Source organism: Bacillus sp. SIMBA_074, from assembly GCF_046534555.1.
Lineage (GTDB): Bacteria > Bacillota > Bacilli > Bacillales > Bacillaceae_G > Bacillus_A > Bacillus_A mycoides.
This window is the reverse complement of record NZ_JAWRYM010000037.1, coordinates 29190-51342: the sequence shown is the minus strand read 5'-3', so window position 1 is coordinate 51342 and position 22153 is coordinate 29190. Positions and strand designations below refer to the sequence as shown.

Here is a 22153-nt window from a genome sequence, read left to right as displayed (position 1 = left end):
TTCTTTGTTTATGTGATACAGTAGGCGCTTCAAATATTGCATTCTCGTAAGTTTCCTTTTGTCTATTAAAAATCCAACCCTTACCTTTAACTGCCCATAAAGCAACCTCAATAGTTGTTACATAAAGCCTATTTCTGTTTCTAGGCATAGGATTTGGTTTTTTCCATAGAATCAACTCTTTGACAGTGAATCCATTAGATTCTAAGACACTTGTCATTATCCCTATATTTTTATAATCATTAAATATAACAACGCTTCCGCTTTTTTTTACTTTTGAGCAAGCTATTTTCAACCATTCCTCTTGGTTAAATCCCTTATCCCACTCCCCGAAATCAACCCCAGTCCGTCCCATACTTGAGAAATTAGATTTCATTGACACATTGTAAGGAGGGTCCGTTAAGAGCAAATCCACAGATTCATTAGAGATCTTATTCATACCCTCTAAGCAATTTAGATTGTATATTTTATTTAGCAATATCGCATCATCCTTTTTTAAAATTATAAAAAGCCATCACCGAAGTGACAGCTTTCAAGGGGATGGAGAAACATTCACGAAAGGGGAATTTCGAAATGAATCAATTTAAGGTTACTGGTATTCTAGGTACTCTCAACCTTCTCCAAGCCACCGCATCAATAGTATGGCTACACGCCCTGTGTCGGTGACTGGGAGAAGAGCAAGAATATGCTCTTTATAGTCTTTGAAGTAAGTATTGCTCGAGTTACTTACTTCTCTTCTGATCGTTCTGCGCTCAGTTGCGCTGGGGAGCAAGTCCCAAAATAAAATGGATATAGGATGAACCTGCATAGCTACGACATCCTGTTGCATGCAATGGAGGTATCCATAACCTCTTTCAACATACAGATTCCTATATGCTCAAAGAGAGCTATGTAAACTCTCTCGTTTATACTCCGTGGAGTTTGCCAATACTTTGGCTGTCCCGTGACTTGAGGGTGTCACATACCACTTGCCGAATGAGAGCCATGTCGTAACTCTCTTATAAAGGTTTTTTAATTTATATCCAGACGCATATGTTTCTTCCTACGCCTTGTTTGAACCAACACATAAGACTGAGGGGAATGTTCAGCTGTATTGGCTCAAACAAAGAGCGGAAGCTCTCTGCTCGTTTAATCGTTTAGAAGAAGAACCTTGACTTACATTAGTTATTGTCGTAAGCAACTCCTAATAAATCAATTGATACTTCTTTTGTAACATGCAGTTCATTCAATCGAACGAACCATCATATCCCATCGGTAAAACGATCCAATTTTAACATAGAAATCAAGAAATCCACATGACAGGTGTGGTTTTACTACCTATGAGCCTACAAACGAAAGGCGGTACGTTTATACACTCAATGAGAAGTAAAACAGTATGACGAATGCGAGTTATCTCACACCCGCCACACTGGAATATGTCTTAATTAGTTTTAATTCGTTTCAATAGTCCTCTTGTAAGGGAATCTTCCCACCCTTTATTGCGGGTTCTTACCGCCTATGCCCGTTCTTCGGTAACGTTTTGTTAACGGGGCCAACATCATAATGGACGCTCCTCTTAAGAGGTTATGAAAATGGTTACGCTATCCCCTTTGTTATGCGGTTTTCAAAGAGCTTGTAAGATAATAATACGGTGAATTACGCATCCGTTTGTTCCTCACTTTCTTCCGTATTTGTTCCCATTTTGTTCCCGTTTTTTTATCTGATTAAATCATTCGTAATGCTGTAGCAATCGCCATAATCGCGCTTTTCTTCTGATAGTAATACCACTTATGCTCTAACATCATTTGAGCTTTAATCAAAGTGTCATTCATTACTCCACTTTTCAAATACTTACGCTCAATGATCTCTCTTTGCTCTATATCCAATGAATGTTCTAATGCTCTTTTTATTTGCAAGTACTTGTAATCATTTATCTTCCTTGTATCACGTAATTCAGGGAATAACTGAATACTTTCTCTCTCACATTCACTTTGATTCTCCATACGTACAGCTAGAGCTTTATAATCACGTAACACCTTCACTACTGCTTTTTGAATTAACTTATACTCCTTGTCATCGATTTCTGGAAAGAATGCTAATTGCTCCATCTGTAATCCCCCTATTTCGAATTTGTCTTTTTAAAATCGTATACAGTATGTGAAATTTTACTATCTCATTGTTGAATAAGGGAACGATGCTTAGTAAAGTAGCCCCCACCAATCTACTCTGCATGGTTCCGTTATCCATTAGGCTGTCGTTCTCTGTAAAGCTGCTACCCTCTTATCCTCATCATGGATAGCCCATCCTTCTTCTACATGTTGCATTAACTCGTGATACTTAAATACATCGAATATCCAAACGTATTGATTACTCCCAAAACCCAGCTCTTTCATATACAGCATGAATTCTCTTGTACCTTTGTATCTTGGAATCATCTACTCAGCTCCCTTTATGATCTTGTCCACTCCTTTAACTTCTTGTCCCATATCACAACGATTAACTCCTGTTTGTTTAAGTACTCCCATAACTTCTTACGTAACGGGAAACCCTCATTGATTGCGCGCTTACTTCCCTTCACATCACAGACCTCTACACGCCCGTCTGAGTACGTTACTTTAAAGTCTGGTGTAAACCTCATAGATGACTTTTTCGACTTCCCACTCTTTGTTATGCTGCTTTTAATCTCAAATGTTGGTACTAAGGTATAGGATGGATGGCACTCAATATGAGCAACATCCTCCAGTCCCTGTAAGTACTTGTAATAGTTCATTTCTGACTGTGAATCGAAATTAATTCCGTCATAAGTTACTTTCTTCTGTTTAATCCGTGGTGCATTCTTTTTCTTAGTTGTGGTCCTTCTCTTTTTAATCAACTATTAACCTCACTCTCTATTACTGTCGTAAAGATATATAATTTTGATTAACTACATTAGTTAAAAATGAGTTTTCGTAAAAGTACTTTGGTTTTACATGAAACCTTTTGCATAGTACTTGTATTTGATTAAAGTTTGGTGTGATTTTTGATAATTCAATTTCAATCAGAAAATTAACATCAACACCTAACAATTCTGCTGCTTTTCCTTGAGTCATGCCATACAGGTGACGGAGTTCTGTTAATTTTTCACCATTAAACCCTCCCATTTCTCCTAACCTCTCTTTCTACTCCATTTGTCCTTTGCACTCTTCAAGAAAATCGATAACTTCCTGAATATGCTCCTTCGTTGTCATACTCTCCATCACATATCCTTCATCGTTATAAACATTAACCTTGTCCCCTGTAAACTCCATTCCGCACATTCCGTCTGCGCCTAATAGCTTTACGTTACCTTCCATTCTTTTAACCTCACTTTCTATTCCTCAACGTAATACTTTCTCATCCAATAAATGCATAGCGCTATTCCTACCAAACTCCATATTGAATCTGAATACTGGTGCATCCAAAAGTCTCTTGCTACTTCTACACCATGTTCTAAAGCTGCTACAGTGAATAGTATCGTCGCCCGATTTGTCGCTTTCCCATTCATTATCACTAACCCAATTCCAGCCATTAAACAGGCCTCTCCCAGACTTTCTGAAACGAACCACCACTTTTGTAAGAAAGCTGATGCGATAGCTGTCGCTAAATTAAGGGCCATTAAGATTGTAAATGCACGTGTCCAAACCTTATTACTAATTGTCATTTCTTCTATTCTCACTTTCTATTAAAAGGATTATTTTGTTGAGTTTTAGATACTTTCATTAATTTTATCGATAAGCTCATTTAACTCTGATTCTGTTTCCAGATCTGCTGTATTATCAGCAATCTCCTGTAATTTTGTAGATAATGCTAATAAGAAACTTGTTGATGCTTGCATCCCCCTCTGCCTCCTACATATCAATTTTTATGTTCTTAGTTTTTTCTATTAATTCTTTTATTTCTAATAAAACAGAACACATTTGCTGTGATTCATACGGGTCCGCACTTTCAATCAATTTAATAATATCTTTGATTAAATTTTCATTTTCCATTTCCCTCTACCCCCTGAATAAAACTCAATATTCCGTCAATACTGTAGACACATGGTTATCCCTATCCTTTGGGTGAGCAGTTAGCTTTTGCTAGCTGCTCTTTTGTTTTCTTGCTCCAAACTAGTTACCAATTCAACGATACTGTCGTAATAACTCTCTTCAACAAGAAGTACCTTCCCTACACCTTCAAGATTCTTTTTCTCCCAAAGTGATTTATCTTTTTTAATATCCTGTGCTTCCATATCCATTCCCCTTTTCTACAAAATGAAATTTTTATACTAATCTTCTAAATAACCCATTCTCGAGCCGATAAATTTCGCTATATTAACCGTTAATCCGTTACCAGCCTGTGCATATAACTGATTTGGCGATGTTACTTCTTTTGCTCGATCAAAGTATTCGTCAGGAATCCCTTGTAATCGCCATGATTCTCTTTCAGTGAGCCAGTATAACTTCCCGTCACGTAAAGTAGTTTGTTCCCTGGATCTAAGTAATGTTTGTGCCACACCGTGCCCTATGCGACCTCTGCGCGTCTTAGATGTTGGTACTGCTATATTAATAGCGTCACCGACAACACCGATATCATATCCTTGTTTAGTAGCCTGTCTCACTTTTACATAATCTTTTGTTACTTCTAAAATGCAGCTGTTCTTTTCTATATCAACTAAATATTCGTCGGACACCTGATCCTCTAAGATATCCTGCAATGAATATTCTTTTCCTTCTTTGAGGGATTCCAACTTCTGTTGAGGTAATAATATCCCATTCCGCATCATACCCGACTCCATCCATTTCAGTGAGAATACGGGCAAAGTCCCATCCTTTATTGACTGATAATGTGTTATCAACGTTTTCAAAGAGCAAGTAGGCAGGTTTCTTATATTCAGGTACTTCTTTGATGAGCCGGATAACTTCTGTAAATAGTCCTGATCGTTCTCCTGCAAGTCCTTTTTGTTTTCCATTTTTGGAAATATCGGTACAAGGAAACCCTGCTGTCCAAATATCAGCCCTCGGAATAGTAGTTCCTTTTGCGTTTCTGATATCATGTTCCGTCCACTCGCCTTCCACATTAACTTCATGCATTGTTTCGTATGTTTTTCTTGCTGCCTTATCCCATTCACAATAGCCGAGGCATTTATGCCCTGCTTGTTCTAATCCGATTCTCATCATGCCCACGCCTGGCGAATAAGTCTATAAAAGTAAGACTCATATCACCACCTCGCTTTCTACTAAAATGAAGTTTTTGTTCAATATCTATCTTTTCCACATCTTAAACATTTGTGTTTAACTTCCTTAAGACTAAATACCCAATAATGGCCTAAGAGGAAGCATTTTATTTTAGGATTCAAAGTTATATTACCTATGGAAGTTTTCATCTCTAATCCTCATTTTTCTACAAAATTCAAATTTGGTCTTAATATCCCGAATTCAAACGATCATAGTTAACTTGGTTCTTATCGAAATACGCCTTTTCCATATCTTCAAATGCCATCCCGATTTTAATTCCGATTGCTAATAGAGCCATCAGCGCTTCCGTGTACTCATCCCATTCATTCAATTCCAATCTATATATGTTTTCGAACAAGTCATGGAATGAAGTATCTGTTCTTGTGTATGGACGACATTGTATATTGTCGATATCAACTTTAGTTATCCAATCACTATGCCCATACTTATTACCCAAACTCGCCATAAAGTGCATGCAATCCGCCCACTCATCGTACTGACGCGCCTTATCATCTTTCTTGTTCTCTTTCCAATATTTGAAGAAACCGATTTCGTTGGATAGCTCCCCTAGCTCCGTGTATAAAGCCTGTGTCACGTCTCCAGTTAGGTTTTGTCCTTCTAGCCCATGAACCTCAACAACCTTACGATCTAGCTTGTCCTGCGCTTCGAAAATCTTTTGTATATTCAACATTCGTATCCACTCCTTATAAATAACTTTTCAATTTCTCTTTCTGTTTCTTCAGCACTTCCAATGAAAGCTTCGTCTTCCGCTTCTCGTTATCCAATCCCACCAAGTGATATTCCATCTTACGAATCTCGCTTTCTACTGTTTTAAGCTCACCTTCCACCTGTATTTTGGTTTCTTTCTTCATGCAATCCCTCCTATAGTCCTAATTCGTTCATTATTTTCCCTTCTTCAAATCCCCTAACGATATTCCCATTCTCAAACTTAAATGCTGGTAAACTCATTAACCCTAAGTCCTCAGCTTCAACCTTATAGATTTCATTTTCTTCAATATTTCTTTCTTCTAATTCAATTTCCACTGGTGCAAATCCCAAGAAATGCTTTGCTCTTTTGCAGTTTGGGCAATCATTTTTTGTAAACATAATAATCTTAGTTGCCATTCTCTTCAGTCTCCTTTTTTATTCATATCTTGGTTTGAAGTTACTTAATTCCGTTTCTTCTTTTGTATATCGAGTATCCTTATCATCCTTATATCGTTCATTTAATTCTTTGATTCTTTCATCAGCTTCCTGATTTGTAGGATACGCTCCCATTAATACACATTCATTTTCACCTTCAATTACTGCCTTAACTACAACGATTCGCATCACTTTTTCTCTCCTTTTGCTTCTGCTAATAATTGAGTTACTTCAAATGCTCCATGCTGTGTATATTTCATTGTTCTTCCTCCTTAGTAATAGCAAAAATCTACTTCATACAAATCTATAAATAGTATCTTATCTCCGTCTTGAATACTCACATTGTTATACTCTCGGTGCCATTCGAATGTATGGTCTAACTCACTGGTTTTGACCTCTGATATTTTATCGTTCTTCATAGTCATCCAACTAGAATCCTTCATAGCTTTGCCAATCTGTCTATTACGTGTATATCTCATCGCTATTCCTCCTTAAATTTAGATAAGATAGTCATTAGTGCCATTGCTGTCCCTTCATTTGCAATCCATTTCCCTCTGTAGAAGCCAGCAAGCCCTAAATCTTCAGCTTCGTAAGCCTTGTCCGCTTCTTTTCTGTTTTCAACTGCCGATTGTTGTAACTGTTCGATATACTCCTCAATCGCTTCCCTCATTTGTTCTTACCTCCATTTAAAAGATCTGCATTCTCATGGATATTCCCTGCAACAAACAAATCATTAGTGAAATCTAATGGAGCATATATTTGTTCTTCTCGACCTTCTAAGTGTTGTTTTGTTTCGTGTGTGTACCATGATCCCTTAAAACTAACTACACCAAGTTGCGAGAATCCATCTACGCAGTCGTAATCGATGATACCTCCACCTGAATCTCGGTTTGGAATAAACGAATCTTGCTCCCAAACATGTACTATGTCACCTTCATAAATTTCGTTACCTTTCGAATCCTTTAAACCTGTGTATTGACTGACCGTTCCCCATTTAACTGGTGTAAACCCTTGACCAGATGCCTCGATGTAAGCTAATTTATCGTCATAATTTACAATCGCATTTCCATAAAACCACTTTGTATCACCGTAATCCTCAATCGGCATTCCGCGAAACTTAATCTCCCTCATTCTTCTCATCCCTTTCCAACAGCCCCGCCAGTTCCTCGCAACTCCCCTCAAAGAGATCGCGCCCATCGGCTAGCTTGAATATGTGATTATCGATTAATTTGTTGATTAAAACGTCTTGCCTGTCCATGTTGCCTCCTATTCGAAAATCGGTAATTCAGTATCTATGTGAACTGCCTTTCCACCAATAATGCGGATACCTAATGTTTTCTCTTTCTTTTCGTTGTAATCCATGTTGTAGATGACTACCGCGTTGTTACATGTGTACACGAATTCATCTCCAACTTCCATTTGTTCTCCATTCAATTCTTCTTTCAAAGCTTTATAAAACAAGTCCAATTCTTTCATTTCATTTCCTCCTAGCTGATTTGCTGTGCTCTCTTCCGACTCACCACTGGCTTTGTTGCCGCTTCGTAAGGTTTCATTCCTCTAGTGATTCTTTGGTAAAAGGTAGCATCTTTAATTCCGTTCTTCCTTGATAATTCTAAGTATGATTCATATCCTTTTGGCTTCGTCGCCGCTTCATACGGATCCATACCATTTTTGATTCTTTTGCAGAAAGTTACCTTGCTAATTCCATTACGTTCAGCGAGCGTTATCATACTAGCGTTAATTCCACCTTTTCGCTTTCTAATCGGTACCGTTATAGCGCGTTCTAACTCCCATCCGTACTCATTAACTCGCTGGTATACATTTGATTTGCTAATACCATTTTTAGCAGCCTTCTCGTAATCTTCATCAGTAATAACAGGACCGTAATACTTCACAACGCTTCCTCCTTAACTTTTACTGAGCAACGTCTTCCTGTATTGATTGGTGGTGTTGTTGCTGCTTTCTCTAACTCCCATTTCCGTGTATGAATTCGTGACATGAAAGTTTGATAGCTAATTCCATTTTGTTTAGCGATATTCAACCACTTTTTTTCTGCCTGGCTCTTTTTTCTTACGGGCTTTGTCGCAGCCTTTTGGCACTCCCATCCTAGCTCTAATCTGCTATAAAAGGTGCTAAGGTTAATACCGTTTTCCGATGCTAATTTAAGCCACTTTGCATGTTTCCTTTCGTATTCATGCCTGACTGTCCCGATTGGTGCTGATATCGCTAACTCTAAATCCCATTCAAAATCATAGACACGACTGTTCAACCTTTCTCTGCTCACTCCGTTAGCCGCTGCCCTTGCATATTCCTCATCAGTCAACCACCGATTCAAAGTCATTATCTCCCTCCTAAACTACTTCTAGTTTTTTAAACGCTTCTTCTATAGCAGTTAATTCACGAGGTGTGTATATTCTTTTTTTATGAAATTCTTCAATCTCTCTTGCGTTTTTTAAACATTGGTTTAAATCTTTACCAATATTAGGGTACTTATTTGCTAACTTCTTGAGCGGAGTAGCGATTTCTAAGTAATCTTTTGCAGCCCTACGTTGTTTCCTCACATTAATTAAGTCCTTCGTGTATTTCATCAACTGTTTTTCATCTTCATCCAGTAATTCCAACGCATGTAATATGTCTTCTTGCATTGCTTGTAACTTCTTCAAATCATCTGTAGCAATGTCATACTGAGCTGGATGTGTTTGTAACACTCTCACAGCTCTCTGTATATCTCTTGAAATAGAAGGATTGTTATAACAAGTTTGCAACCCCAATTCTTTTGCGTTATCTCTTGTTTCGTAACGTCTTAAGTTTTCTGTCAGCATGTCTACCACTGCTTTAATATCTTCTTTGGCTTTTGTAGTCATTCGCCCACTATTTAAAACGTCTTCCAGCTTATCCTTTGCAGTTTGAAAATTCATTACATCCATTTCCCTTCTTCCTCCTAATCCATCGCCATTATTTCTTGCAAACTTTTATCTGAAATGTACGTGTTAACAATCTGTATCTGCCCGTATTTCTTCCTAGCCATTCCCTCGGCTTCGCTCTTTGTCTTCGCTTCAAACCACCGTAACTTTTGCCTTTGATCTTTATCGAAGAAATCCACGGTGTAAGTAGGGATTCCCTGTGTCTTCGCTAGGAATTGCTCTGATGTGCTCTTTGCTTTGTAATCGAAAGTACCCAATATGTCGTCAAAGCTTAGTTGACTGACCATTTTATACGCCTCCGCTATTCAAATCTTTCATATCCCTTAGTTGTATCTTCAAAATGTTTATAATTTCAGTTGTCGAGTTATAAGCGTTCTTCCATCTCATACATGCAGATTCTGCTTTCGCTTCTGCTTTTCTATGTTCACTTGCTGCAAACTCTGCTTTCATTTCACGTTCCTTTGCTGTTCCGTTTGGATCATAAGTGAAACACTTCGCTATAGTTTCTTTTCGAATTGCTTCTGCCATTTTCCAATCACTCAAAGCTGAAGCGTGTAATTTTCCAGTTAGAGAAAGGATATCTCCATATATCTTGAGTTTTTGTAGCAAGTCACCAGGTAGATCTTCATCCAATCCTGCCGCCCTTGCATACAACTCCTTTAACTTTTCTTCATCTCTTGTCATTTCTCATCATCCTTACACTGCCGCATTGATTCCGCGTTGTCTCATGTACTCCACTAAGTACTCATTCATTTTGTTTCTGAATCTCTCTTCAAAGAAGTAAGTGAGCTTGTCCACGCTATCAGCAAATGTTATTGCCTTTTTTTCGAATACAAGGTACTCAATTAACAGCCACGAACTCAAGATTTTATCCTTCTTCGCTTCTGTATACATATCCATAACCGTCATTCGCTTACACTCCTTTTTCGATGAATAAATTCGTTTTCTTAACGAACTGGAATGGCAACGTTCCAACGAATCCGTTACGGTTCTTCGCAATAATTAACTCCACTTCATGGATATCTTCTACTTCTCTTTGCTCTCTATCAAAGTAAGCCGGTCTATGAGGGAAGATAATCACGTCTGCAATCTCTTCTATACTTCCTGACTCCCTGATATCGGACATTGCTGGCGCTTTATCTTGTTTACCCTCTACTCCACGATTAAGCTGTGCTACAAGGATGATAGGCACGTTAAATTCCTTCTGCATGTCTTTCAGCTGTTTCATGATGTATGTAAATTTCAAATGGTTACTATCGAAGGACTCATCAATGTCCACATGCCCTAAGTGATCTATTGCAAATAAGTGTTTCTTACCTGGATTCTCATTTACAGTTTTACGAATCACTGCACGAATCTCATTAATTCCCTTTTCAGATCGAACATTTATATTAAGTTCTGCAAGCTCTCCGCATGCTTTGTGGTATTTCTCCCAATATTCTTGGCGACCATTAAAGAATTTGTTTGGATTGTTCATTGTAGCAACTGGAATCTTTCCTTCTGTCGCAATCCATCTGTCAATGATCTTTGTTTCATCCATTTCACATGAGAAGAATGTACCCATGTAGTCTTTGCTTGCTTTTGCACCACGTCGCATTGTTTCTAATACGAAAGCTGTCTTCCCGACTGAAGGTCTTGCTGCCACGATAATTAAATCTGAAGGTTGCCATCCATCTAATGCGTTGTTGATACTTGTAAACCCTGTTGGCGTTCCGCTCAAGCCATGTTCCGGCATAGAACTATGTTGTTGCACCCTAATTTGTAACTTCTCTTTAAACGAAGGCTGAGGCTTTAAAGTGGCAACTTGAACATTATTAATCTTTGAAATTAGTTCATTAAGTTGTTTAGAACTGTGTACGAACTTCGTTTTATCCTTAAAGTTTTCAACTTCTTGCAAGGCTTCTTCAATCGCCACGAACTCGATCATCTTGTCTTGTGTGAATTTGAAGTTATGACTTAATACTCCCAATCCATAAACGTTACTTAATGTATTTACACCGCCAAACATTGCCATTCTGTTCTCTCCTACTTGAGCGAGAGAGTTCATATCAGCTGGCTTGTCCTCATTTCGTAATTCCTTCATGACTTTAAACAAGTTTTTATTGTGTGGATTCATGTAATGCTTAGGTTTTAATCGTGTTTCATCTATTAAACTGTTATCTCGCATCATCATGCCGAGACTATGACATTCATTTTCGTAATGAACCTGGTACTTATCCATCCGTTACACCTCAATCAAGTAAATTATCAATAGAATAGTTAGCTGTTTGTTTCGGTTTATTAGGTACTGATGACTTAGGTTGTTCTATATATTCGAGATAGCATTCGTTATTAAAGAAGGTAGAAGCGTGTTTTACGAACTTTGTTTCCGTTCTGTTTCTTTTAATGTGATCTGCGTATCCTTTTACACCAGACATAATGACTTCAAATGAATGTTTCTTTATAGCTGTATTGAAGGACTTATATCCTAATTTTTTATCAATCTTTTTAGGATAGGTTTTCCAAAGGTTTTCAAAGTCTTCAGAATAACTATCACTCACGTTTTTACGTGGGTTAATTGTTGTTAATTTAGTTTTGTTAAGATTAGTATTGTTAGTGTTTCCCTCAGACACTACCCCTAGTTTCTCTGAGATACTACCCTTGTTCCCCTCAGACACTACCCCCTGTTTCTCTGAGATACTAGGTGTCTGCAAAATGTGGTAAATATTAGATAAATTGTCACCTTTATCATCTTTCCGAGTAATCTTCGCTATATATCCCTTATCTATTAAGGATTTAATACAATCAACAATCTTTTTCTTTCCACACCCTACTTTTTTAGCGAGTGTGTTAAGAGACGGAAAGGCTGACTGCGTTTCTTTATTCGCGTGTCGTAAAATTACTGCGTAAGTTTTAAATTCATAAACATCTAAGTCGCCATTATCTATAACGTCGTTTTCTACCATGAAGAAACCGCGTCTTTTATCGAATAAAATCTCTGTCATTAGTTCACCTTCCTCATAACGCACATGTAGCTAAATTCATCATTCTGACCTGTATAAACCCATGATTTCTTTTTGCTTAATCCATGAACTTTTTGCTTTACGTTTTTATAATCCTTACCAGCTTTATATAATTTCTGGATTGGGGTAACGTAGTCGTACCCCGCATCCTCCTTCTCTCTAACAGCTTTGATAATCTCTTGATATCGATAACGATGAATAGTAACAGTTTCCATTGCTCAATCCTCGCTTTATTTAAGACGTTTCTGTTTGTGTTTCTTGTTGTTCTTTTGATTCATCCGCTTCTTTTTCTGCTTGTTTAACCCATTTCGCTGACTTATTAAGTGCTTCATCAGCTTGCTTGGATGTTAATTCGGTAACTTCACCGATTTTTAAATAACCTTTTATCGTGTCTTCATCTACTTTTCGAAGAGTAGCGAGCTTTTTGATGTTTAATTTGATTGCTCCAACTTGTTGTGAAGAAATTGGATCTTCTTGTATTTCAGGTAAATCTTCACCTGCATAGATGTATAATCCCAATCCATGAAGTGCAATTGCTTTTACTAAGCAGCGTTGAATACTAGTGTTAATATCGAAACTGTTTGGCTCCGCAATCGGCTTGTTTTGATTGTTAAGTATTGGGTGAATCTGACTTAGTGGTAATCCCTGTACAGTTACTTCAACTTCTACAAAGTAACCACAATCCGTTTTAAGGTAAGGAACGCCGTCAAATCGTTTCACTTCCCATGTTGCTGTTGGATCTACTTCACGAAGCTTCTTAACTGCCCACGCCCATGATAAGTAGCTAAAGCGACCTTTCTTTTCAACGTGTTCCGAGCAATCTATTTGAGCTAATTTAGAAAAGTAATTTTCAGTTGTCATATGAATCTCCCTCTCTTTTAAAATGGTGCTACTTCTACTTGCTTACTAGCTTCATACACTTCCATTAGTGCTTTTAACCCGTATTCGTATGCTAGAACCATTGATGATGCATTTGGTTCGTTACTTTGCTTATATCGTTCAACTAAACTCATAAGAATTTGAATTTCAGCTTCAATTTTGTTTTGTAGGCCCATATTATTCACCTGCCACTTTCTTTGTAGAATGAGACTCTACATATTGTTTGATGCATTCTGTTTCTGCGTGTAGATAATCGCCACCAAAATCTAAGCAACTTTCACCGAAGTAGATCTCACCCTCGCATCCGCAACAAAGTTCAATGAAGTCTCTTGCTGATGAATCGTGATGATTGCCAATTAACATTCCGTTTTCAATCATTTCCAATTCCTCCTTATTTACTTATGGAGAAAAGATTTGGTATAATGTAAGTAGAAAGATTTACATTTCTTTTCTCCAGACCACATTAGGCGTAGTGTGGTCTTTTTATTTTGTCTGATGCTTTACGCATCGAAACATCCAGGAACAGTTGTATTGGTGGGGGCACCAAGCACTTTAGGTTTTATGTAGTTCCTGGACATTTCGACAAGCAAAGGCTTGCCTATATTTGTAAATTCGTGGTATCATCAGGTCATAAGGTTGGTGACTCGACCTTATACCCTTATACGATGAGTCTTGAGCTTCACACTCAAGGCTCTTTTTCTATTTTGCTAGAGTTATATAATGGTACTTCTCGATGACTGCCACGCTGTTATGTACGCCTCTAGCCTTTAAATCTCGTATCATTTTGATGATGCTTTCTTTGTCTTCCTTATCCTTCTGCTGTTTATCCATCACTTTTCATCCTTCATAATCCGTTTGTCTATGCGTTCCATCAGATAGATGAATCCTTTGAATGCTATGACTACCACCAGTACCATGCATAATGAGAATGTGCTTTCTTCCATTGTTTACACCGCCTTCTGTTCATTTTCTTTCTTCAGTCGGTCTATGATGTATGCTTGTCCTTTTGGTGTTACGTATGTTGTTGTCCATGTGAATGGCTCTCCACTAGGTTTCTGTTTAACACCTTGTGCAACCTCAAATAATTCTCTTTCAACTGCTTTTTGTGTTGGTTCAGTAGAACGCTTGAACATTAGCTCCCACTCTCTAAGCTTTGCGAATAACTGACGTTGCCCGATTTTGACATTATGTTTAGCCGCTAACTTTGCAACTTCACTTACTTTTAGCGTTTGATCTGACTGCATACACGCTTCAGCGAATGTTACCAGTGGTTGTTGCTGTACGATTTGTTGCTGTGCTGCTGCAAGCTTTTCTTTTTCCTCTTTTAATTTAGTGAGGAGACCGATTGCGAAGTCTGGATTAGTTACTGCTTGTTCCAGGACTTGATCTGTCATATATGCTCCGTGTTTTCTAATAGAAGGAAGTACTTCACTTGTTACCCATTTTTTGAACTGTTTAGCTTCTTTTTTACGTGATCTCAAGATTGAGGAATACAATCCTGATTCATTAATAACCGTTAATTTTTGCACTCCTTGAACGGTCTGTATATTGTGCAGACCCTTTTCATCTTCATCTAATGTTCTTGTCATCGCGCTTGCTTCACTAAAACCTAAGATGTCAGATACATCTTTTGCTACAAACCAAACATCTTCACCTTGTACCACCGTTCGAACTTGGCCTAGCTCTTTATTGTTGAAAACCTGTAATTGATTCATTTTCTTTCCTCCTCATACGTTTACCTTAGGTAAACATAAGTTTAAATTTTTTTGACTACCTATAGTTAACTTATTTCTAAAAGTTCATCTGTTGATACTTTATATAACTTTGACAACTTCCCTAGTTTATCAAGGCTAGGTTGCCGATAACCTAATTCCATTTGGCAGTAAGATCCTTTTGTACATTCTAGGTGTTTAGCTACTTCTTCTTGACTATAACCTAGCTGTAACCGTATCTGTTTAGCCTTTTGCTTATTTAACTTCGCCATGTTAATCACCTTTATTCGTTTCGTTGATTTGATTATATAACACTGTTTACCTAAAGTAAACATATAATTTTAAAAAAATCATAAAATAAAAATAAAAGTTGTCTTTGAGTAAACTTTTCTGTTACATTTTATATGAGGGAACTACTTATAGTAGTCCGATTAAAGGAGAGTTTTAATATGATAGAAAATATTATTGGAATTCGTGTTAAAGAAATCAGGAACCGTCTAGCTATGAGTCAGCAAAGTTTCGCTGATGCTATTGAAGTAAGTAAAGGAATGGTATCCTTAATTGAATCAGGTAAGAAAAAACCTTCTAGAGATACAGTAACTAAGATTTCTAACTTAGGTAAAGTATCTGCAGACTATGTTATCGGACTTTCTAATTATAAAAACTTAGATGAAAGTCAGTCATCCGAGGTTAAGACAGAATTACAAGACATGATCAACAAGATAGAGAAGCTTGATGATGATAAACAAAAACTAATATTAAATATGATTAAAGGTGCAGTAAACAGTTTAGACGATTGATGGCGATATACAGCTAACAATCGTCTATTTTTTTTATTTAAACTTCCGATTGGAATTGATTTAATTGCTCCATTATTTCATTTAACGCTAGAATTGCCTCTTGGTCCCCGCCCTTTGCCTTATCCAGTAACAATTCTAACTCCGTATACTTCTCCATCCTAAAAACCCCCTGTTTTCTTCTTAGTAGTTTGTGAATCTTTCACATAGTTTCGGCTTTTGTCTTTTTTGGTAAAAACCGAACAACCCCTAAAACCACGAAATGCGACCACCCTTTTCAGGACGATCGCATTTCTATTTATATTATTAACGTTTACCAGCCGCCACCGCCTGGTTCGTTTGAATACATAATTACATTTTCGTAGCCTGCTGCTTCTTGTTTTGGATTTTCAACTTTTTGATCAGCTGAGAAAGCAAACAATCCAGCAATTGCTAAAATCGGTAAAAGCATTAAAATTTTTTTCAATAAATTCACCTCTTCTCATAAGATTATTATACCATTTTTTCAATTATAGCCCAAGTATAATTGTGGTATTTTCGCATAAAAAAGGCTCTTTTTTTCTAAAAACATTTTGTGTGATTTTTCTAGTAAATATTTGTCGTCTTTCGCTAACCCCATATAGCAAGTTTCGAATTCATTTAAGGAACCATTTTCTTTTTCTATCTCTAGCAAAATCAATTCTGCCTTCGTTTTGTTTCCTTTTTTTAATTCTAAATAAGCATAACCGACTTTATCAAGAACTTTCGGCAATGTATGTATATCCCTGTAATGGTGAATTTTCAAAAAGATTAATGTATTCTCCACTTTTTGTTTTTTCCTTTTAACATCTTCTCCAACTGTAAAGGCACCATTCTCTAAAATATATAGTGCTTTTTCTAGCATTTTCTTTGCTTGTTCGTAGCTTTCAAACAAATAGGATTCCCCGAGACTGAAATAAGCGCTTGCTTTTTGAATTAGAAAATCAGGATTCTTATCACAAATATCTAATAAACCGTTGCAATGTTCCCTTGCTTGTACTATTTCATTTTGCATCAGGTAGGTAACTATCATACCTTCTTTCATTCGTACTAAATGACTGTTACGAATGAATTTGTTGACCGTTTTGTTTATTTTCTTTTCCACTTTTGCAATCCGTTTGAATAAAACCTTATATTCTTTCATTTGGTAAAGGGTTTGACATTTTAAAATTTCTATTAATGTTTTCATTTCCTTAGTAGCAATCACGCTCTTTAAATCATCTAAATCATCATAAAAATTATAAGGATCATATTTAGGCTCATCTTCATCCTTTTCTCTACAGTGTTCATAAATAACGTTATATACCTTTGCCCATTCTCTGTTCATGTCAGTTGGAGAACTCAGTTCTTTATCAATAATTTCTTTCAAAGAATCGAATTCTCTTCGAAATGCCGCATACTCCATAGCTTCCCTTTGGTTTTCGGGTTTTGCATAGGCAAGATATTCAGAGATCATATCATTTCTTAATGTTGGTGCAGGTGAATCATAAAGTTTCATAATTATTTTTACTAAATAATTAAAACTAATTTCCGTTTTTTCATTCAAAATATCTGACAGTGTGCTTTTCGCTACTCCGACATACTTCGCTAGCTCTTCTCTCGTGATTTTAGAAACGAATAAATCGTCTTTTAATTTTCTTAATAAATCACTCATGAATTCTTGTTTAGATTCATTAACGGAAATATCATGCACAAAATTTGCCCCCTTGTTGGACAAAAAAGACACGTTACCCCTAGGTTTTTACATTTACAGGAAAACGTGTCAATATATCTAAGTTGTGTGTTATAATTATGTATGAAGACTTATGACAAGTGTTTTCCCTAGCGCTCTTAGGGAGGACGGTGTAAGAGTGTTACCAGCACTACTTACACAGTTGTAGGTCTTTTTTTCACGTCCGTTTTTTTTAGTTACTATCATAATACCACAAATTTCCCAACATTCAGTCATAGAGTTATCAGACAAATATTGAGAAAGTTGAGAAACCTTTGTATATCAACGTTTCTCATGTTTTACGGAATAAAATATGCAATGATGCATTTTTCGTAAATAAAGAACCCATATGAATATTTTACCACAAAAGCAGAACTTATGTTCTTTTTATTTTTATATGATTTAAAATAAATCATTATAAATGATAAATGTTACACATTTAATCGTTTTATCCGAATATATACCATTTGTTTCCCTTATTCGATTATAATTGTCAAAGATTAAAAAGGCGGTGGATAATCATTGCTTGGGGAACGATTAGTATACTTTCGGAAGAAAAACAAATTAACTCAAAATGACGTTGCTTACCATTTGAATGTAGTTCGGTCTACATATACAAACTGGGAAGCTGGACGTTCTGAACCTGATATATCTACGCTAATAAAAATTAGCGATCTGTACAATATATCAATCGACAATCTAGTTGGCAGGACATATCGTATGCCACCACAATTTGAAGTGATTTTAGATCAGATATCCAATTTGGACACGGAACCACAAAAGAAGGCATTGAATCTTTTAGTTGAATACACTTACTTAGTTAAAAAGTATTTCATGTAGACATCACACCTCTCATTTTCGTGTGTAAGCAGTTTTAATCATTGGGTTAACCTAAATCTATTGAGAAGGTTTGGAAGAGAAATATACAGCGTTGCAGCGCCTTATATTTCAAATGTTGTGTTTCTGTTGACTTCATCATAAAAGAAAAGTTTTCCAATATCTAGAGGTAAAATTTGACATAATTTGACCAATTTATCCAAAGGGGGCTTAGGCTCTCTTTTTTATTTCCTTTCGACAAAATACGACAAGAATGTGCAAATTGTTTTGTTATGCTTGGGTGGAAATCTTACAATTTAATAAACTAAACAAGGGAGAAATTAAAATGAAGTCTAAAGGTGTTGCTTATCTGTTACATATTTTCTTAGGTTTTTTGGGTGCAGGAAGGTTTTATGTTGGTGATATTGGTATGGGGATACTGAATTTACTTACAGTAGGCGGATTCGGTTTTCTTTGGGTGATTGATCTATTCTTACTAAGCGGGCGTGTAGATTACAAAAATGCGTTATTCGCTGCTCGTACTGCTGGGACGAATAACGTTAATAACGTAAATACAGTTCAAGTTAATATTGATCCGAATATGTTAAAAAGTATGCAAGCTGAACCAGCTGCTGCGACACAAGTAAACAAAGCAGACAATGTGGACTTATCTAAGAAGTAATTTACATAGTATTAAAATTAAAGTGGTTCAAGTCGGAGGGAGGCACCTTAGGGTGTCTTTTCTTTATACAATAAAAAGCCCACCTATTTCCGTAGGTGGGTTATATGTGATTTTGCACTTGTGCATTATTAAATTATACCAAGAACCTTCAATCCTCGTTAAGCTTCCCGATTTCTCTTCTTTTTTCGTCAATCTTCTGTTAAGATTGTGGATAGATACATAGATTTTCAAACAAATAACTTTTATATAAAATAAAAAAACCCCCGGCGGTAGTTTTTAGATGGTCAAAGGTTGGTCGCCAAGACACCATTTAAAAACTTGTTAAGCAGAGGTTTTGTAAGTTACGTCATTAAGTTAATACTTTCTATATTGATAGTATCATAACTTTAAAAAAACGTAAATACAAAATCCTCTACTTTCCTATACCCAATTTTAAGCCGGGGTGGAAAATGGAGGATTTTTTATGTCTAAAAATAACAACCAAGACGCATTCAAAGTCAAAAGTAGAAAGAAAAACAAATTTACACAAATAGATAACGAGATTTTAGATTGTATTACATTTGAGTATGCAATCGATAAACTCGTTTACATCGTACTAGAGAGATTTAACTTCTATGATGAAACCAGTACTGTTAAACCGTCAATCGGAACGATTGCTGCAATGTGTGCGACAAAAAGTAAAAACACAATTCGTGAATCAATAAAACGTTTAGTTGATATGGATCTAGTCGAAGTTGAAGAAGGTGGTAAAAAGGCTAATGGTGAGTATCACCCTAACACGTACTGGCTTTTAGAAATACCAGAGGCTATTCGTTATAGCTCTATTGATAATGAAGTGGCTGTAGAGAAAAAGCGTCAACGTGACAAAGAACGTAAAAACGCTAAGAAGATTATGAAAGAAGAAAATAAGAAAATTAAAGAGGGTAGTTCAAAAAATGAACCACCTAAAAATAACGAAACAGGTAGTTCAAAAAATGAACTAGGTAGTTCAAAAAATGAACCAGGTAGTTCAAATTTTGAAGGTAATAATAATACTTCTTTTAATACTTCTTTTAATACTTATATAAGTAGTAGTAGTAATGCTATTAATTATTATAAAGAATCTAAAGGTATTAAAAGGATTTCTAAAGACGAAAGAACTCAAATAGAACAATGGGTTTCTACATTCGGTGAACATGGACATGCAATATTCATTGAAGCTATCAGAATAGCAATTAAAGCAGATAAAGTTGAGTTGCGTTATATAGAGGGTATTTTAAATAAATGGCATGAGTTTGGGGTTAAACAAGTCGAAGATATTGATGTGTACACAGAAGACTTCAAACGAAAGCAACAAGAAAAGAATAATCGTTCTAATGGCCGAAAGATCATACGTAAAGATCCAGTACCTGAGTGGAAGAGTAATCCGGAAGAAGAATTAACTGATCAAACGGAAAATAATGGTGAAGCTGAAAAGAAATTTGAAGAGATACTGAAACAATACAAAAGAGCATAGGTTATTTTCGGATAACCTTTTATAAGTGAAATTTCACATACTGTATCTGTTGTGAAAAAGAGATTTTTCGGTTTGTAGGGGATTTTAACGAATCTTAAGGAGTTCTATTGAGTCGTAACGAACCGTAAACGATATTTAGGGAGGATTGTATAAGCTTGTCTAATGATTCGCTACATGTGTTCGGCGAGGACGTTAGTGAAGACTAATAACCTCGCAAATTAACAATCAATGATTAACCAATGAAAAAATATTGTTTTTGGTATATTTCATTGAATTCAAACGTAAGTATCTGTTAGAATCAAAAATATCAATGATTAACCATTGGTTTCGAAAGGGGAATGTATATGTTATTAGGAAATCCATATGCAATTGACTTAGGAAATGGCTTTACAAAGCGAGCTTCCAAGAAGAATAAAGACTTAGAAGCGGCTGTTATTACGGAATTATCGGTGTTAGCACCTGTAGATGACTATTACAATGAAGCTGAATTCACGAAGATCGAACTAACAAACACTGACTCTACTTACTACATAGGAGAAGAAGCAAGAAAATCTAAACTTCCACTTGTTCGTGCTCTTGGAGAGAATAAAGCGAAGCGTTATGAAGACCCAACGTTTAAGAAACAACTATTCGGATTTATTGCGAAAGACTTCAAAAAGAACGTTACGATTCCATTACTCGTTACTGGTCTTCCTGTATCTCACTTTGGTAATCAACGTGAGTCATTGCAAAAAGTAGCTATGGAAGAAACTGCTGTTAAAGTTAATGGCGAATTAATCACTATTAAAGTGAAACAGTGTTTAGTAATCCCGCAGCCAGTCGGAACGCAATACTATCTAGTTAAGAAGGACATCATCAAAAAAGAAGATCGTATTCTAATTATTGATGGCGGATTCGGTACATTCGATGTTACAGATATGTCTGGTAATGCTGTTATTGATCGATTAGGGACTGAATTGGGTTGTGAAAAAGCATTCATGACTATTGAACAAATCGTTCGTGATAACATCGGTGAAACTCCTGATTTAAGTGTTTCTAACATGCACTATATTCTTGAGAACGGCTATAAGTATAACGGTTCATTATATGACTTATACACTCACAAAGACGTAGCAGAGAAAGTTGATGCTGAATTACAACGTCATTTTGATGCAGCGCTTCGTGAGGTATCTCAAAAGTTCAACTTAGCTGTATACGATAAGATTGTATGGACTGGCGGAATGGCTGCTCTTCACAAGAAGCGTATCGAAAAGAAAAAAGAGCAATTCCCAACATTTGCGGTTCTAGAAAATGGTCAAGAAGCTAACCTATTAGGATACTACTATTTAGGATGTGATGTATTTGACAAACTCACAAAAGAAAAAACTGCAAATTGAGTTGAATCCTAAAAAGGATGAAAGACTTTATAACCTAATTATGAAATTAGAAAAAGAAGGCGAAGGAGAAAAAGGATACGTTAATGATCAAGTTAAAAAACGTTTAGAAATGTATCAAGTTCTTTCTGAAGTAGCCGGAGAAGAAGACCCAATTGAAATAGTAAAGAAATTATTAATCAACGTTAGAACTAACGGTGTGCAAATTGAGGAAACAGAAGTCGATAAACCTACCGATGAAGTTGCTGATAATGCTATGAATTTAATTGATGGTCTTGATAATTGGAACAAAATGAATTAATAGTTATTTAAGTAAAATATAATCTCCCTCCTCTCTTTTAACCATTTTTTCATGGAGTATTGGAATTGTGGAAAAGTGTCCCTGAGATAA

At 36.3% G+C, this 22153-nt stretch carries 43 protein-coding genes and 1 pseudogene; 6 read left to right on the top strand and 38 right to left on the bottom strand.

What is annotated here, in order from left to right:
- From SB773_RS26455 to SB773_RS26285, 35 genes and pseudogenes are all read right to left on the bottom strand, one after another.
- Window positions 1-475, bottom strand: a 475-nt coding sequence (locus SB773_RS26455; RefSeq protein ID WP_410593142.1) for a DNA-methyltransferase, incomplete at its 3' end; no start/stop codon positions are given.
- Between the two features lie 1225 nt (window positions 476-1700).
- Window positions 1701-2084 carry an ArpU family phage packaging/lysis transcriptional regulator gene (locus SB773_RS26450; RefSeq protein WP_088293626.1) on the bottom strand — a complete coding sequence of 128 codons (384 nt, stop codon included), beginning with the start codon at window positions 2082-2084 and terminating at the stop codon, window positions 1701-1703.
- A gap of 138 nt (window positions 2085-2222) precedes the next feature.
- Window positions 2223-2411: a hypothetical protein gene (locus tag SB773_RS26445; protein WP_410593140.1), complete on the bottom strand. Its 189-nt coding sequence runs from the start codon at window positions 2409-2411 to the stop codon at window positions 2223-2225.
- 14 nt (window positions 2412-2425) lie between these two features.
- Window positions 2426-2746 carry a DUF1064 domain-containing protein gene (locus tag SB773_RS26440; RefSeq protein WP_410593138.1) on the bottom strand — a complete coding sequence of 107 codons (321 nt, stop codon included), beginning with the start codon at window positions 2744-2746 and terminating at the stop codon, window positions 2426-2428.
- Between the two features lie 121 nt (window positions 2747-2867).
- Window positions 2868-3116, bottom strand: coding sequence for a helix-turn-helix domain-containing protein (locus SB773_RS26435; protein WP_410593136.1), 249 nt, complete (start codon window positions 3114-3116; stop codon window positions 2868-2870).
- Window positions 3117-3134: 18 nt separating this feature from the next.
- Window positions 3135-3308: a hypothetical protein gene (locus SB773_RS26430; protein ID WP_410593134.1), complete on the bottom strand. Its 174-nt coding sequence runs from the start codon at window positions 3306-3308 to the stop codon at window positions 3135-3137.
- Window positions 3309-3325: 17 nt separating this feature from the next.
- Window positions 3326-3655: a permease gene (locus SB773_RS26425; RefSeq protein ID WP_410593132.1), complete on the bottom strand. Its 330-nt coding sequence runs from the start codon at window positions 3653-3655 to the stop codon at window positions 3326-3328.
- 45 nt (window positions 3656-3700) lie between these two features.
- Window positions 3701-3829: a hypothetical protein gene (locus SB773_RS26420; protein ID WP_410593130.1), complete on the bottom strand. Its 129-nt coding sequence runs from the start codon at window positions 3827-3829 to the stop codon at window positions 3701-3703.
- 13 nt (window positions 3830-3842) lie between these two features.
- Complete coding sequence (locus SB773_RS26415) at window positions 3843-3983, bottom strand: hypothetical protein (RefSeq protein ID WP_410593128.1); 141 nt, start codon at window positions 3981-3983, stop codon at window positions 3843-3845.
- An 80-nt stretch (window positions 3984-4063) separates the two neighbouring features.
- The gene (locus tag SB773_RS26410; protein ID WP_410593126.1) at window positions 4064-4225 is read right to left on the bottom strand and encodes a hypothetical protein; all 162 of its coding nucleotides are present in this window, start codon (window positions 4223-4225) and stop codon (window positions 4064-4066) included.
- Window positions 4226-4261: 36 nt separating this feature from the next.
- A pseudogene (locus SB773_RS26405) lies at window positions 4262-5150 on the bottom strand (DNA cytosine methyltransferase).
- 247 nt (window positions 5151-5397) lie between these two features.
- A complete protein-coding gene (locus SB773_RS26400) occupies window positions 5398-5901 on the bottom strand; it encodes a dUTP diphosphatase (protein ID WP_410593124.1) in 504 nt (167 codons plus the stop codon).
- Between the two features lie 13 nt (window positions 5902-5914).
- The gene (locus SB773_RS26395) at window positions 5915-6082 is read right to left on the bottom strand and encodes a hypothetical protein (RefSeq protein WP_328054319.1); all 168 of its coding nucleotides are present in this window, start codon (window positions 6080-6082) and stop codon (window positions 5915-5917) included.
- A gap of 10 nt (window positions 6083-6092) precedes the next feature.
- Window positions 6093-6335 carry a glutaredoxin domain-containing protein gene (locus SB773_RS26390; RefSeq protein WP_410593121.1) on the bottom strand — a complete coding sequence of 81 codons (243 nt, stop codon included), beginning with the start codon at window positions 6333-6335 and terminating at the stop codon, window positions 6093-6095.
- 18 nt (window positions 6336-6353) lie between these two features.
- A complete protein-coding gene (locus SB773_RS26385) occupies window positions 6354-6542 on the bottom strand; it encodes a hypothetical protein (protein ID WP_410593119.1) in 189 nt (62 codons plus the stop codon).
- Between the two features lie 83 nt (window positions 6543-6625).
- Window positions 6626-6832 (bottom strand): hypothetical protein, encoded by a 207-nt coding sequence (locus tag SB773_RS26380; protein WP_410593117.1) that lies wholly within the window; start codon window positions 6830-6832, stop codon window positions 6626-6628.
- Window positions 6833-6834: 2 nt separating this feature from the next.
- The gene (locus tag SB773_RS26375) at window positions 6835-7023 is read right to left on the bottom strand and encodes a hypothetical protein (RefSeq protein WP_410593115.1); all 189 of its coding nucleotides are present in this window, start codon (window positions 7021-7023) and stop codon (window positions 6835-6837) included.
- A complete protein-coding gene (locus tag SB773_RS26370; protein ID WP_410593113.1) occupies window positions 7020-7484 on the bottom strand; it encodes a YopX family protein in 465 nt (154 codons plus the stop codon). The genes SB773_RS26375 and SB773_RS26370 overlap by 4 nt, the downstream gene beginning before the upstream one ends.
- Window positions 7471-7611 (bottom strand): Fur-regulated basic protein FbpA, encoded by a 141-nt coding sequence (locus SB773_RS26365; protein WP_410593111.1) that lies wholly within the window; start codon window positions 7609-7611, stop codon window positions 7471-7473. The genes SB773_RS26370 and SB773_RS26365 overlap by 14 nt, the downstream gene beginning before the upstream one ends.
- 8 nt (window positions 7612-7619) lie before the next feature.
- The gene (locus tag SB773_RS26360) at window positions 7620-7829 is read right to left on the bottom strand and encodes a hypothetical protein (protein WP_410593109.1); all 210 of its coding nucleotides are present in this window, start codon (window positions 7827-7829) and stop codon (window positions 7620-7622) included.
- Between the two features lie 11 nt (window positions 7830-7840).
- On the bottom strand, window positions 7841-8248 hold the full coding sequence (locus SB773_RS26355; RefSeq protein WP_410593107.1) for a hypothetical protein: 408 nt from the start codon (window positions 8246-8248) through the stop codon (window positions 7841-7843).
- Complete coding sequence (locus tag SB773_RS26350) at window positions 8245-8694, bottom strand: nucleoside permease (RefSeq protein ID WP_410593105.1); 450 nt, start codon at window positions 8692-8694, stop codon at window positions 8245-8247. The genes SB773_RS26355 and SB773_RS26350 overlap by 4 nt, the downstream gene beginning before the upstream one ends.
- Before the next feature lie 10 nt (window positions 8695-8704).
- Window positions 8705-9280, bottom strand: a complete 576-nt coding sequence (locus SB773_RS26345) for a hypothetical protein (protein WP_410593103.1) — start codon at window positions 9278-9280, stop codon at window positions 8705-8707.
- Window positions 9281-9294: 14 nt separating this feature from the next.
- The gene (locus SB773_RS26340; RefSeq protein ID WP_410593101.1) at window positions 9295-9564 is read right to left on the bottom strand and encodes a hypothetical protein; all 270 of its coding nucleotides are present in this window, start codon (window positions 9562-9564) and stop codon (window positions 9295-9297) included.
- 1 nt (window position 9565) lies between these two features.
- Window positions 9566-9961, bottom strand: a complete 396-nt coding sequence (locus tag SB773_RS26335) for a hypothetical protein (RefSeq protein WP_410593099.1) — start codon at window positions 9959-9961, stop codon at window positions 9566-9568.
- A gap of 12 nt (window positions 9962-9973) precedes the next feature.
- Entirely contained in the window at window positions 9974-10186 is a 213-nt protein-coding gene (locus SB773_RS26330; RefSeq protein WP_410593097.1) for a hypothetical protein, read from the bottom strand.
- Window positions 10187-10190: 4 nt separating this feature from the next.
- Window positions 10191-11498 (bottom strand): replicative DNA helicase, encoded by a 1308-nt coding sequence (locus tag SB773_RS26325; protein ID WP_410593095.1) that lies wholly within the window; start codon window positions 11496-11498, stop codon window positions 10191-10193.
- Between the two features lie 10 nt (window positions 11499-11508).
- Window positions 11509-12261, bottom strand: coding sequence for a helix-turn-helix domain-containing protein (locus SB773_RS26320; protein ID WP_410593093.1), 753 nt, complete (start codon window positions 12259-12261; stop codon window positions 11509-11511).
- Window positions 12261-12494, bottom strand: a complete 234-nt coding sequence (locus SB773_RS26315; RefSeq protein ID WP_410593091.1) for a hypothetical protein — start codon at window positions 12492-12494, stop codon at window positions 12261-12263. Before SB773_RS26315 ends, SB773_RS26320 begins: the two co-directional genes overlap by 1 nt.
- A gap of 19 nt (window positions 12495-12513) precedes the next feature.
- Window positions 12514-13140, bottom strand: coding sequence for a Sak single strand annealing protein (locus SB773_RS26310; protein ID WP_410593089.1), 627 nt, complete (start codon window positions 13138-13140; stop codon window positions 12514-12516).
- A gap of 17 nt (window positions 13141-13157) precedes the next feature.
- Window positions 13158-13334: a hypothetical protein gene (locus SB773_RS26305; protein ID WP_410593087.1), complete on the bottom strand. Its 177-nt coding sequence runs from the start codon at window positions 13332-13334 to the stop codon at window positions 13158-13160.
- A 1-nt stretch (window position 13335) separates the two neighbouring features.
- A complete protein-coding gene (locus SB773_RS26300) occupies window positions 13336-13536 on the bottom strand; it encodes a hypothetical protein (RefSeq protein ID WP_098168462.1) in 201 nt (66 codons plus the stop codon).
- Window positions 13537-13857: 321 nt separating this feature from the next.
- A complete protein-coding gene (locus SB773_RS26295; RefSeq protein ID WP_410593084.1) occupies window positions 13858-13989 on the bottom strand; it encodes a hypothetical protein in 132 nt (43 codons plus the stop codon).
- A 116-nt stretch (window positions 13990-14105) separates the two neighbouring features.
- Complete coding sequence (locus SB773_RS26290; protein WP_410593082.1) at window positions 14106-14873, bottom strand: BRO family protein; 768 nt, start codon at window positions 14871-14873, stop codon at window positions 14106-14108.
- A 65-nt stretch (window positions 14874-14938) separates the two neighbouring features.
- The gene (locus SB773_RS26285) at window positions 14939-15142 is read right to left on the bottom strand and encodes a helix-turn-helix domain-containing protein (RefSeq protein ID WP_098560481.1); all 204 of its coding nucleotides are present in this window, start codon (window positions 15140-15142) and stop codon (window positions 14939-14941) included.
- A 177-nt stretch (window positions 15143-15319) separates the two neighbouring features.
- Between SB773_RS26285 and SB773_RS26280 the strand changes: the two genes are divergently transcribed.
- Entirely contained in the window at window positions 15320-15670 is a 351-nt protein-coding gene (locus SB773_RS26280) for a helix-turn-helix domain-containing protein (RefSeq protein WP_410593081.1), read from the top strand.
- 37 nt (window positions 15671-15707) lie between these two features.
- Here the strand turns inward: SB773_RS26280 and SB773_RS26275 are convergent, their stop codons facing one another.
- The 3 genes from SB773_RS26275 to SB773_RS26265 all read right to left on the bottom strand — a co-directional run bounded on the left by SB773_RS26275 (window position 15708) and on the right by SB773_RS26265 (window position 17378).
- Entirely contained in the window at window positions 15708-15827 is a 120-nt protein-coding gene (locus tag SB773_RS26275; protein WP_410593079.1) for a DNA polymerase III subunit delta', read from the bottom strand.
- A gap of 153 nt (window positions 15828-15980) precedes the next feature.
- On the bottom strand, window positions 15981-16133 hold the full coding sequence (locus SB773_RS26270) for a hypothetical protein (protein WP_410593077.1): 153 nt from the start codon (window positions 16131-16133) through the stop codon (window positions 15981-15983).
- A 39-nt stretch (window positions 16134-16172) separates the two neighbouring features.
- Window positions 16173-17378, bottom strand: coding sequence for an AimR family lysis-lysogeny pheromone receptor (locus SB773_RS26265; RefSeq protein ID WP_410593075.1), 1206 nt, complete (start codon window positions 17376-17378; stop codon window positions 16173-16175).
- A gap of 540 nt (window positions 17379-17918) precedes the next feature.
- Between SB773_RS26265 and SB773_RS26260 the strand changes: the two genes are divergently transcribed.
- The 5 genes from SB773_RS26260 to SB773_RS26240 all read left to right on the top strand — a co-directional run bounded on the left by SB773_RS26260 (window position 17919) and on the right by SB773_RS26240 (window position 22063).
- Window positions 17919-18236: a helix-turn-helix domain-containing protein gene (locus SB773_RS26260; protein ID WP_410593073.1), complete on the top strand. Its 318-nt coding sequence runs from the start codon at window positions 17919-17921 to the stop codon at window positions 18234-18236.
- Between the two features lie 322 nt (window positions 18237-18558).
- A complete protein-coding gene (locus SB773_RS26255; protein WP_410593071.1) occupies window positions 18559-18894 on the top strand; it encodes a TM2 domain-containing protein in 336 nt (111 codons plus the stop codon).
- Window positions 18895-19357: 463 nt separating this feature from the next.
- Window positions 19358-20389 (top strand): DnaD domain-containing protein, encoded by a 1032-nt coding sequence (locus tag SB773_RS26250; protein WP_410593069.1) that lies wholly within the window; start codon window positions 19358-19360, stop codon window positions 20387-20389.
- Between the two features lie 344 nt (window positions 20390-20733).
- The gene (locus tag SB773_RS26245; RefSeq protein WP_410593067.1) at window positions 20734-21765 is read left to right on the top strand and encodes a ParM/StbA family protein; all 1032 of its coding nucleotides are present in this window, start codon (window positions 20734-20736) and stop codon (window positions 21763-21765) included.
- Window positions 21725-22063 (top strand): peptidylprolyl isomerase, encoded by a 339-nt coding sequence (locus SB773_RS26240; RefSeq protein ID WP_410593065.1) that lies wholly within the window; start codon window positions 21725-21727, stop codon window positions 22061-22063. Before SB773_RS26245 ends, SB773_RS26240 begins: the two co-directional genes overlap by 41 nt.
- Window positions 22064-22153 lie beyond the last annotated feature (90 nt).

Coding starts and splice junctions, on each gene's coding strand:
- SB773_RS26450 (WP_088293626.1), bottom strand. CDS start 2,084: ATGGAGCAATTAGCATTCTTTCCAGAAATCGATGACAAGGAGTATAAG.
- SB773_RS26445 (WP_410593140.1), bottom strand. CDS start 2,411: ATGATTCCAAGATACAAAGGTACAAGAGAATTCATGCTGTATATGAAA.
- SB773_RS26440 (WP_410593138.1), bottom strand. CDS start 2,746: ATGAACTATTACAAGTACTTACAGGGACTGGAGGATGTTGCTCATATT.
- SB773_RS26435 (WP_410593136.1), bottom strand. CDS start 3,116: ATGGGAGGGTTTAATGGTGAAAAATTAACAGAACTCCGTCACCTGTAT.
- SB773_RS26430 (WP_410593134.1), bottom strand. CDS start 3,308: ATGGAAGGTAACGTAAAGCTATTAGGCGCAGACGGAATGTGCGGAATG.
- SB773_RS26425 (WP_410593132.1), bottom strand. CDS start 3,655: ATGACAATTAGTAATAAGGTTTGGACACGTGCATTTACAATCTTAATG.
- SB773_RS26420 (WP_410593130.1), bottom strand. CDS start 3,829: ATGCAAGCATCAACAAGTTTCTTATTAGCATTATCTACAAAATTACAG.
- SB773_RS26415 (WP_410593128.1), bottom strand. CDS start 3,983: ATGGAAAATGAAAATTTAATCAAAGATATTATTAAATTGATTGAAAGT.
- SB773_RS26410 (WP_410593126.1), bottom strand. CDS start 4,225: ATGGAAGCACAGGATATTAAAAAAGATAAATCACTTTGGGAGAAAAAG.
- SB773_RS26400 (WP_410593124.1), bottom strand. CDS start 5,901: ATGTTGAATATACAAAAGATTTTCGAAGCGCAGGACAAGCTAGATCGT.
- SB773_RS26395 (WP_328054319.1), bottom strand. CDS start 6,082: ATGAAGAAAGAAACCAAAATACAGGTGGAAGGTGAGCTTAAAACAGTA.
- SB773_RS26390 (WP_410593121.1), bottom strand. CDS start 6,335: ATGGCAACTAAGATTATTATGTTTACAAAAAATGATTGCCCAAACTGC.
- SB773_RS26385 (WP_410593119.1), bottom strand. CDS start 6,542: ATGCGAATCGTTGTAGTTAAGGCAGTAATTGAAGGTGAAAATGAATGT.
- SB773_RS26380 (WP_410593117.1), bottom strand. CDS start 6,832: ATGAGATATACACGTAATAGACAGATTGGCAAAGCTATGAAGGATTCT.
- SB773_RS26375 (WP_410593115.1), bottom strand. CDS start 7,023: ATGAGGGAAGCGATTGAGGAGTATATCGAACAGTTACAACAATCGGCA.
- SB773_RS26370 (WP_410593113.1), bottom strand. CDS start 7,484: ATGAGGGAGATTAAGTTTCGCGGAATGCCGATTGAGGATTACGGTGAT.
- SB773_RS26365 (WP_410593111.1), bottom strand. CDS start 7,611: ATGGACAGGCAAGACGTTTTAATCAACAAATTAATCGATAATCACATA.
- SB773_RS26360 (WP_410593109.1), bottom strand. CDS start 7,829: ATGAAAGAATTGGACTTGTTTTATAAAGCTTTGAAAGAAGAATTGAAT.
- SB773_RS26350 (WP_410593105.1), bottom strand. CDS start 8,694: ATGACTTTGAATCGGTGGTTGACTGATGAGGAATATGCAAGGGCAGCG.
- SB773_RS26345 (WP_410593103.1), bottom strand. CDS start 9,280: ATGGATGTAATGAATTTTCAAACTGCAAAGGATAAGCTGGAAGACGTT.
- SB773_RS26340 (WP_410593101.1), bottom strand. CDS start 9,564: ATGGTCAGTCAACTAAGCTTTGACGACATATTGGGTACTTTCGATTAC.
- SB773_RS26335 (WP_410593099.1), bottom strand. CDS start 9,961: ATGACAAGAGATGAAGAAAAGTTAAAGGAGTTGTATGCAAGGGCGGCA.
- SB773_RS26330 (WP_410593097.1), bottom strand. CDS start 10,186: ATGACGGTTATGGATATGTATACAGAAGCGAAGAAGGATAAAATCTTG.
- SB773_RS26325 (WP_410593095.1), bottom strand. CDS start 11,498: ATGGATAAGTACCAGGTTCATTACGAAAATGAATGTCATAGTCTCGGC.
- SB773_RS26320 (WP_410593093.1), bottom strand. CDS start 12,261: ATGACAGAGATTTTATTCGATAAAAGACGCGGTTTCTTCATGGTAGAA.
- SB773_RS26315 (WP_410593091.1), bottom strand. CDS start 12,494: ATGGAAACTGTTACTATTCATCGTTATCGATATCAAGAGATTATCAAA.
- SB773_RS26310 (WP_410593089.1), bottom strand. CDS start 13,140: ATGACAACTGAAAATTACTTTTCTAAATTAGCTCAAATAGATTGCTCG.
- SB773_RS26305 (WP_410593087.1), bottom strand. CDS start 13,334: ATGGGCCTACAAAACAAAATTGAAGCTGAAATTCAAATTCTTATGAGT.
- SB773_RS26300 (WP_098168462.1), bottom strand. CDS start 13,536: ATGATTGAAAACGGAATGTTAATTGGCAATCATCACGATTCATCAGCA.
- SB773_RS26295 (WP_410593084.1), bottom strand. CDS start 13,989: ATGGATAAACAGCAGAAGGATAAGGAAGACAAAGAAAGCATCATCAAA.
- SB773_RS26290 (WP_410593082.1), bottom strand. CDS start 14,873: ATGAATCAATTACAGGTTTTCAACAATAAAGAGCTAGGCCAAGTTCGA.
- SB773_RS26285 (WP_098560481.1), bottom strand. CDS start 15,142: ATGGCGAAGTTAAATAAGCAAAAGGCTAAACAGATACGGTTACAGCTA.
- SB773_RS26280 (WP_410593081.1), top strand. CDS start 15,320: ATGATAGAAAATATTATTGGAATTCGTGTTAAAGAAATCAGGAACCGT.
- SB773_RS26275 (WP_410593079.1), bottom strand. CDS start 15,827: ATGGAGAAGTATACGGAGTTAGAATTGTTACTGGATAAGGCAAAGGGC.
- SB773_RS26255 (WP_410593071.1), top strand. CDS start 18,559: ATGAAGTCTAAAGGTGTTGCTTATCTGTTACATATTTTCTTAGGTTTT.
- SB773_RS26250 (WP_410593069.1), top strand. CDS start 19,358: ATGTCTAAAAATAACAACCAAGACGCATTCAAAGTCAAAAGTAGAAAG.
- SB773_RS26245 (WP_410593067.1), top strand. CDS start 20,734: ATGTTATTAGGAAATCCATATGCAATTGACTTAGGAAATGGCTTTACA.
- SB773_RS26240 (WP_410593065.1), top strand. CDS start 21,725: ATGTATTTGACAAACTCACAAAAGAAAAAACTGCAAATTGAGTTGAAT.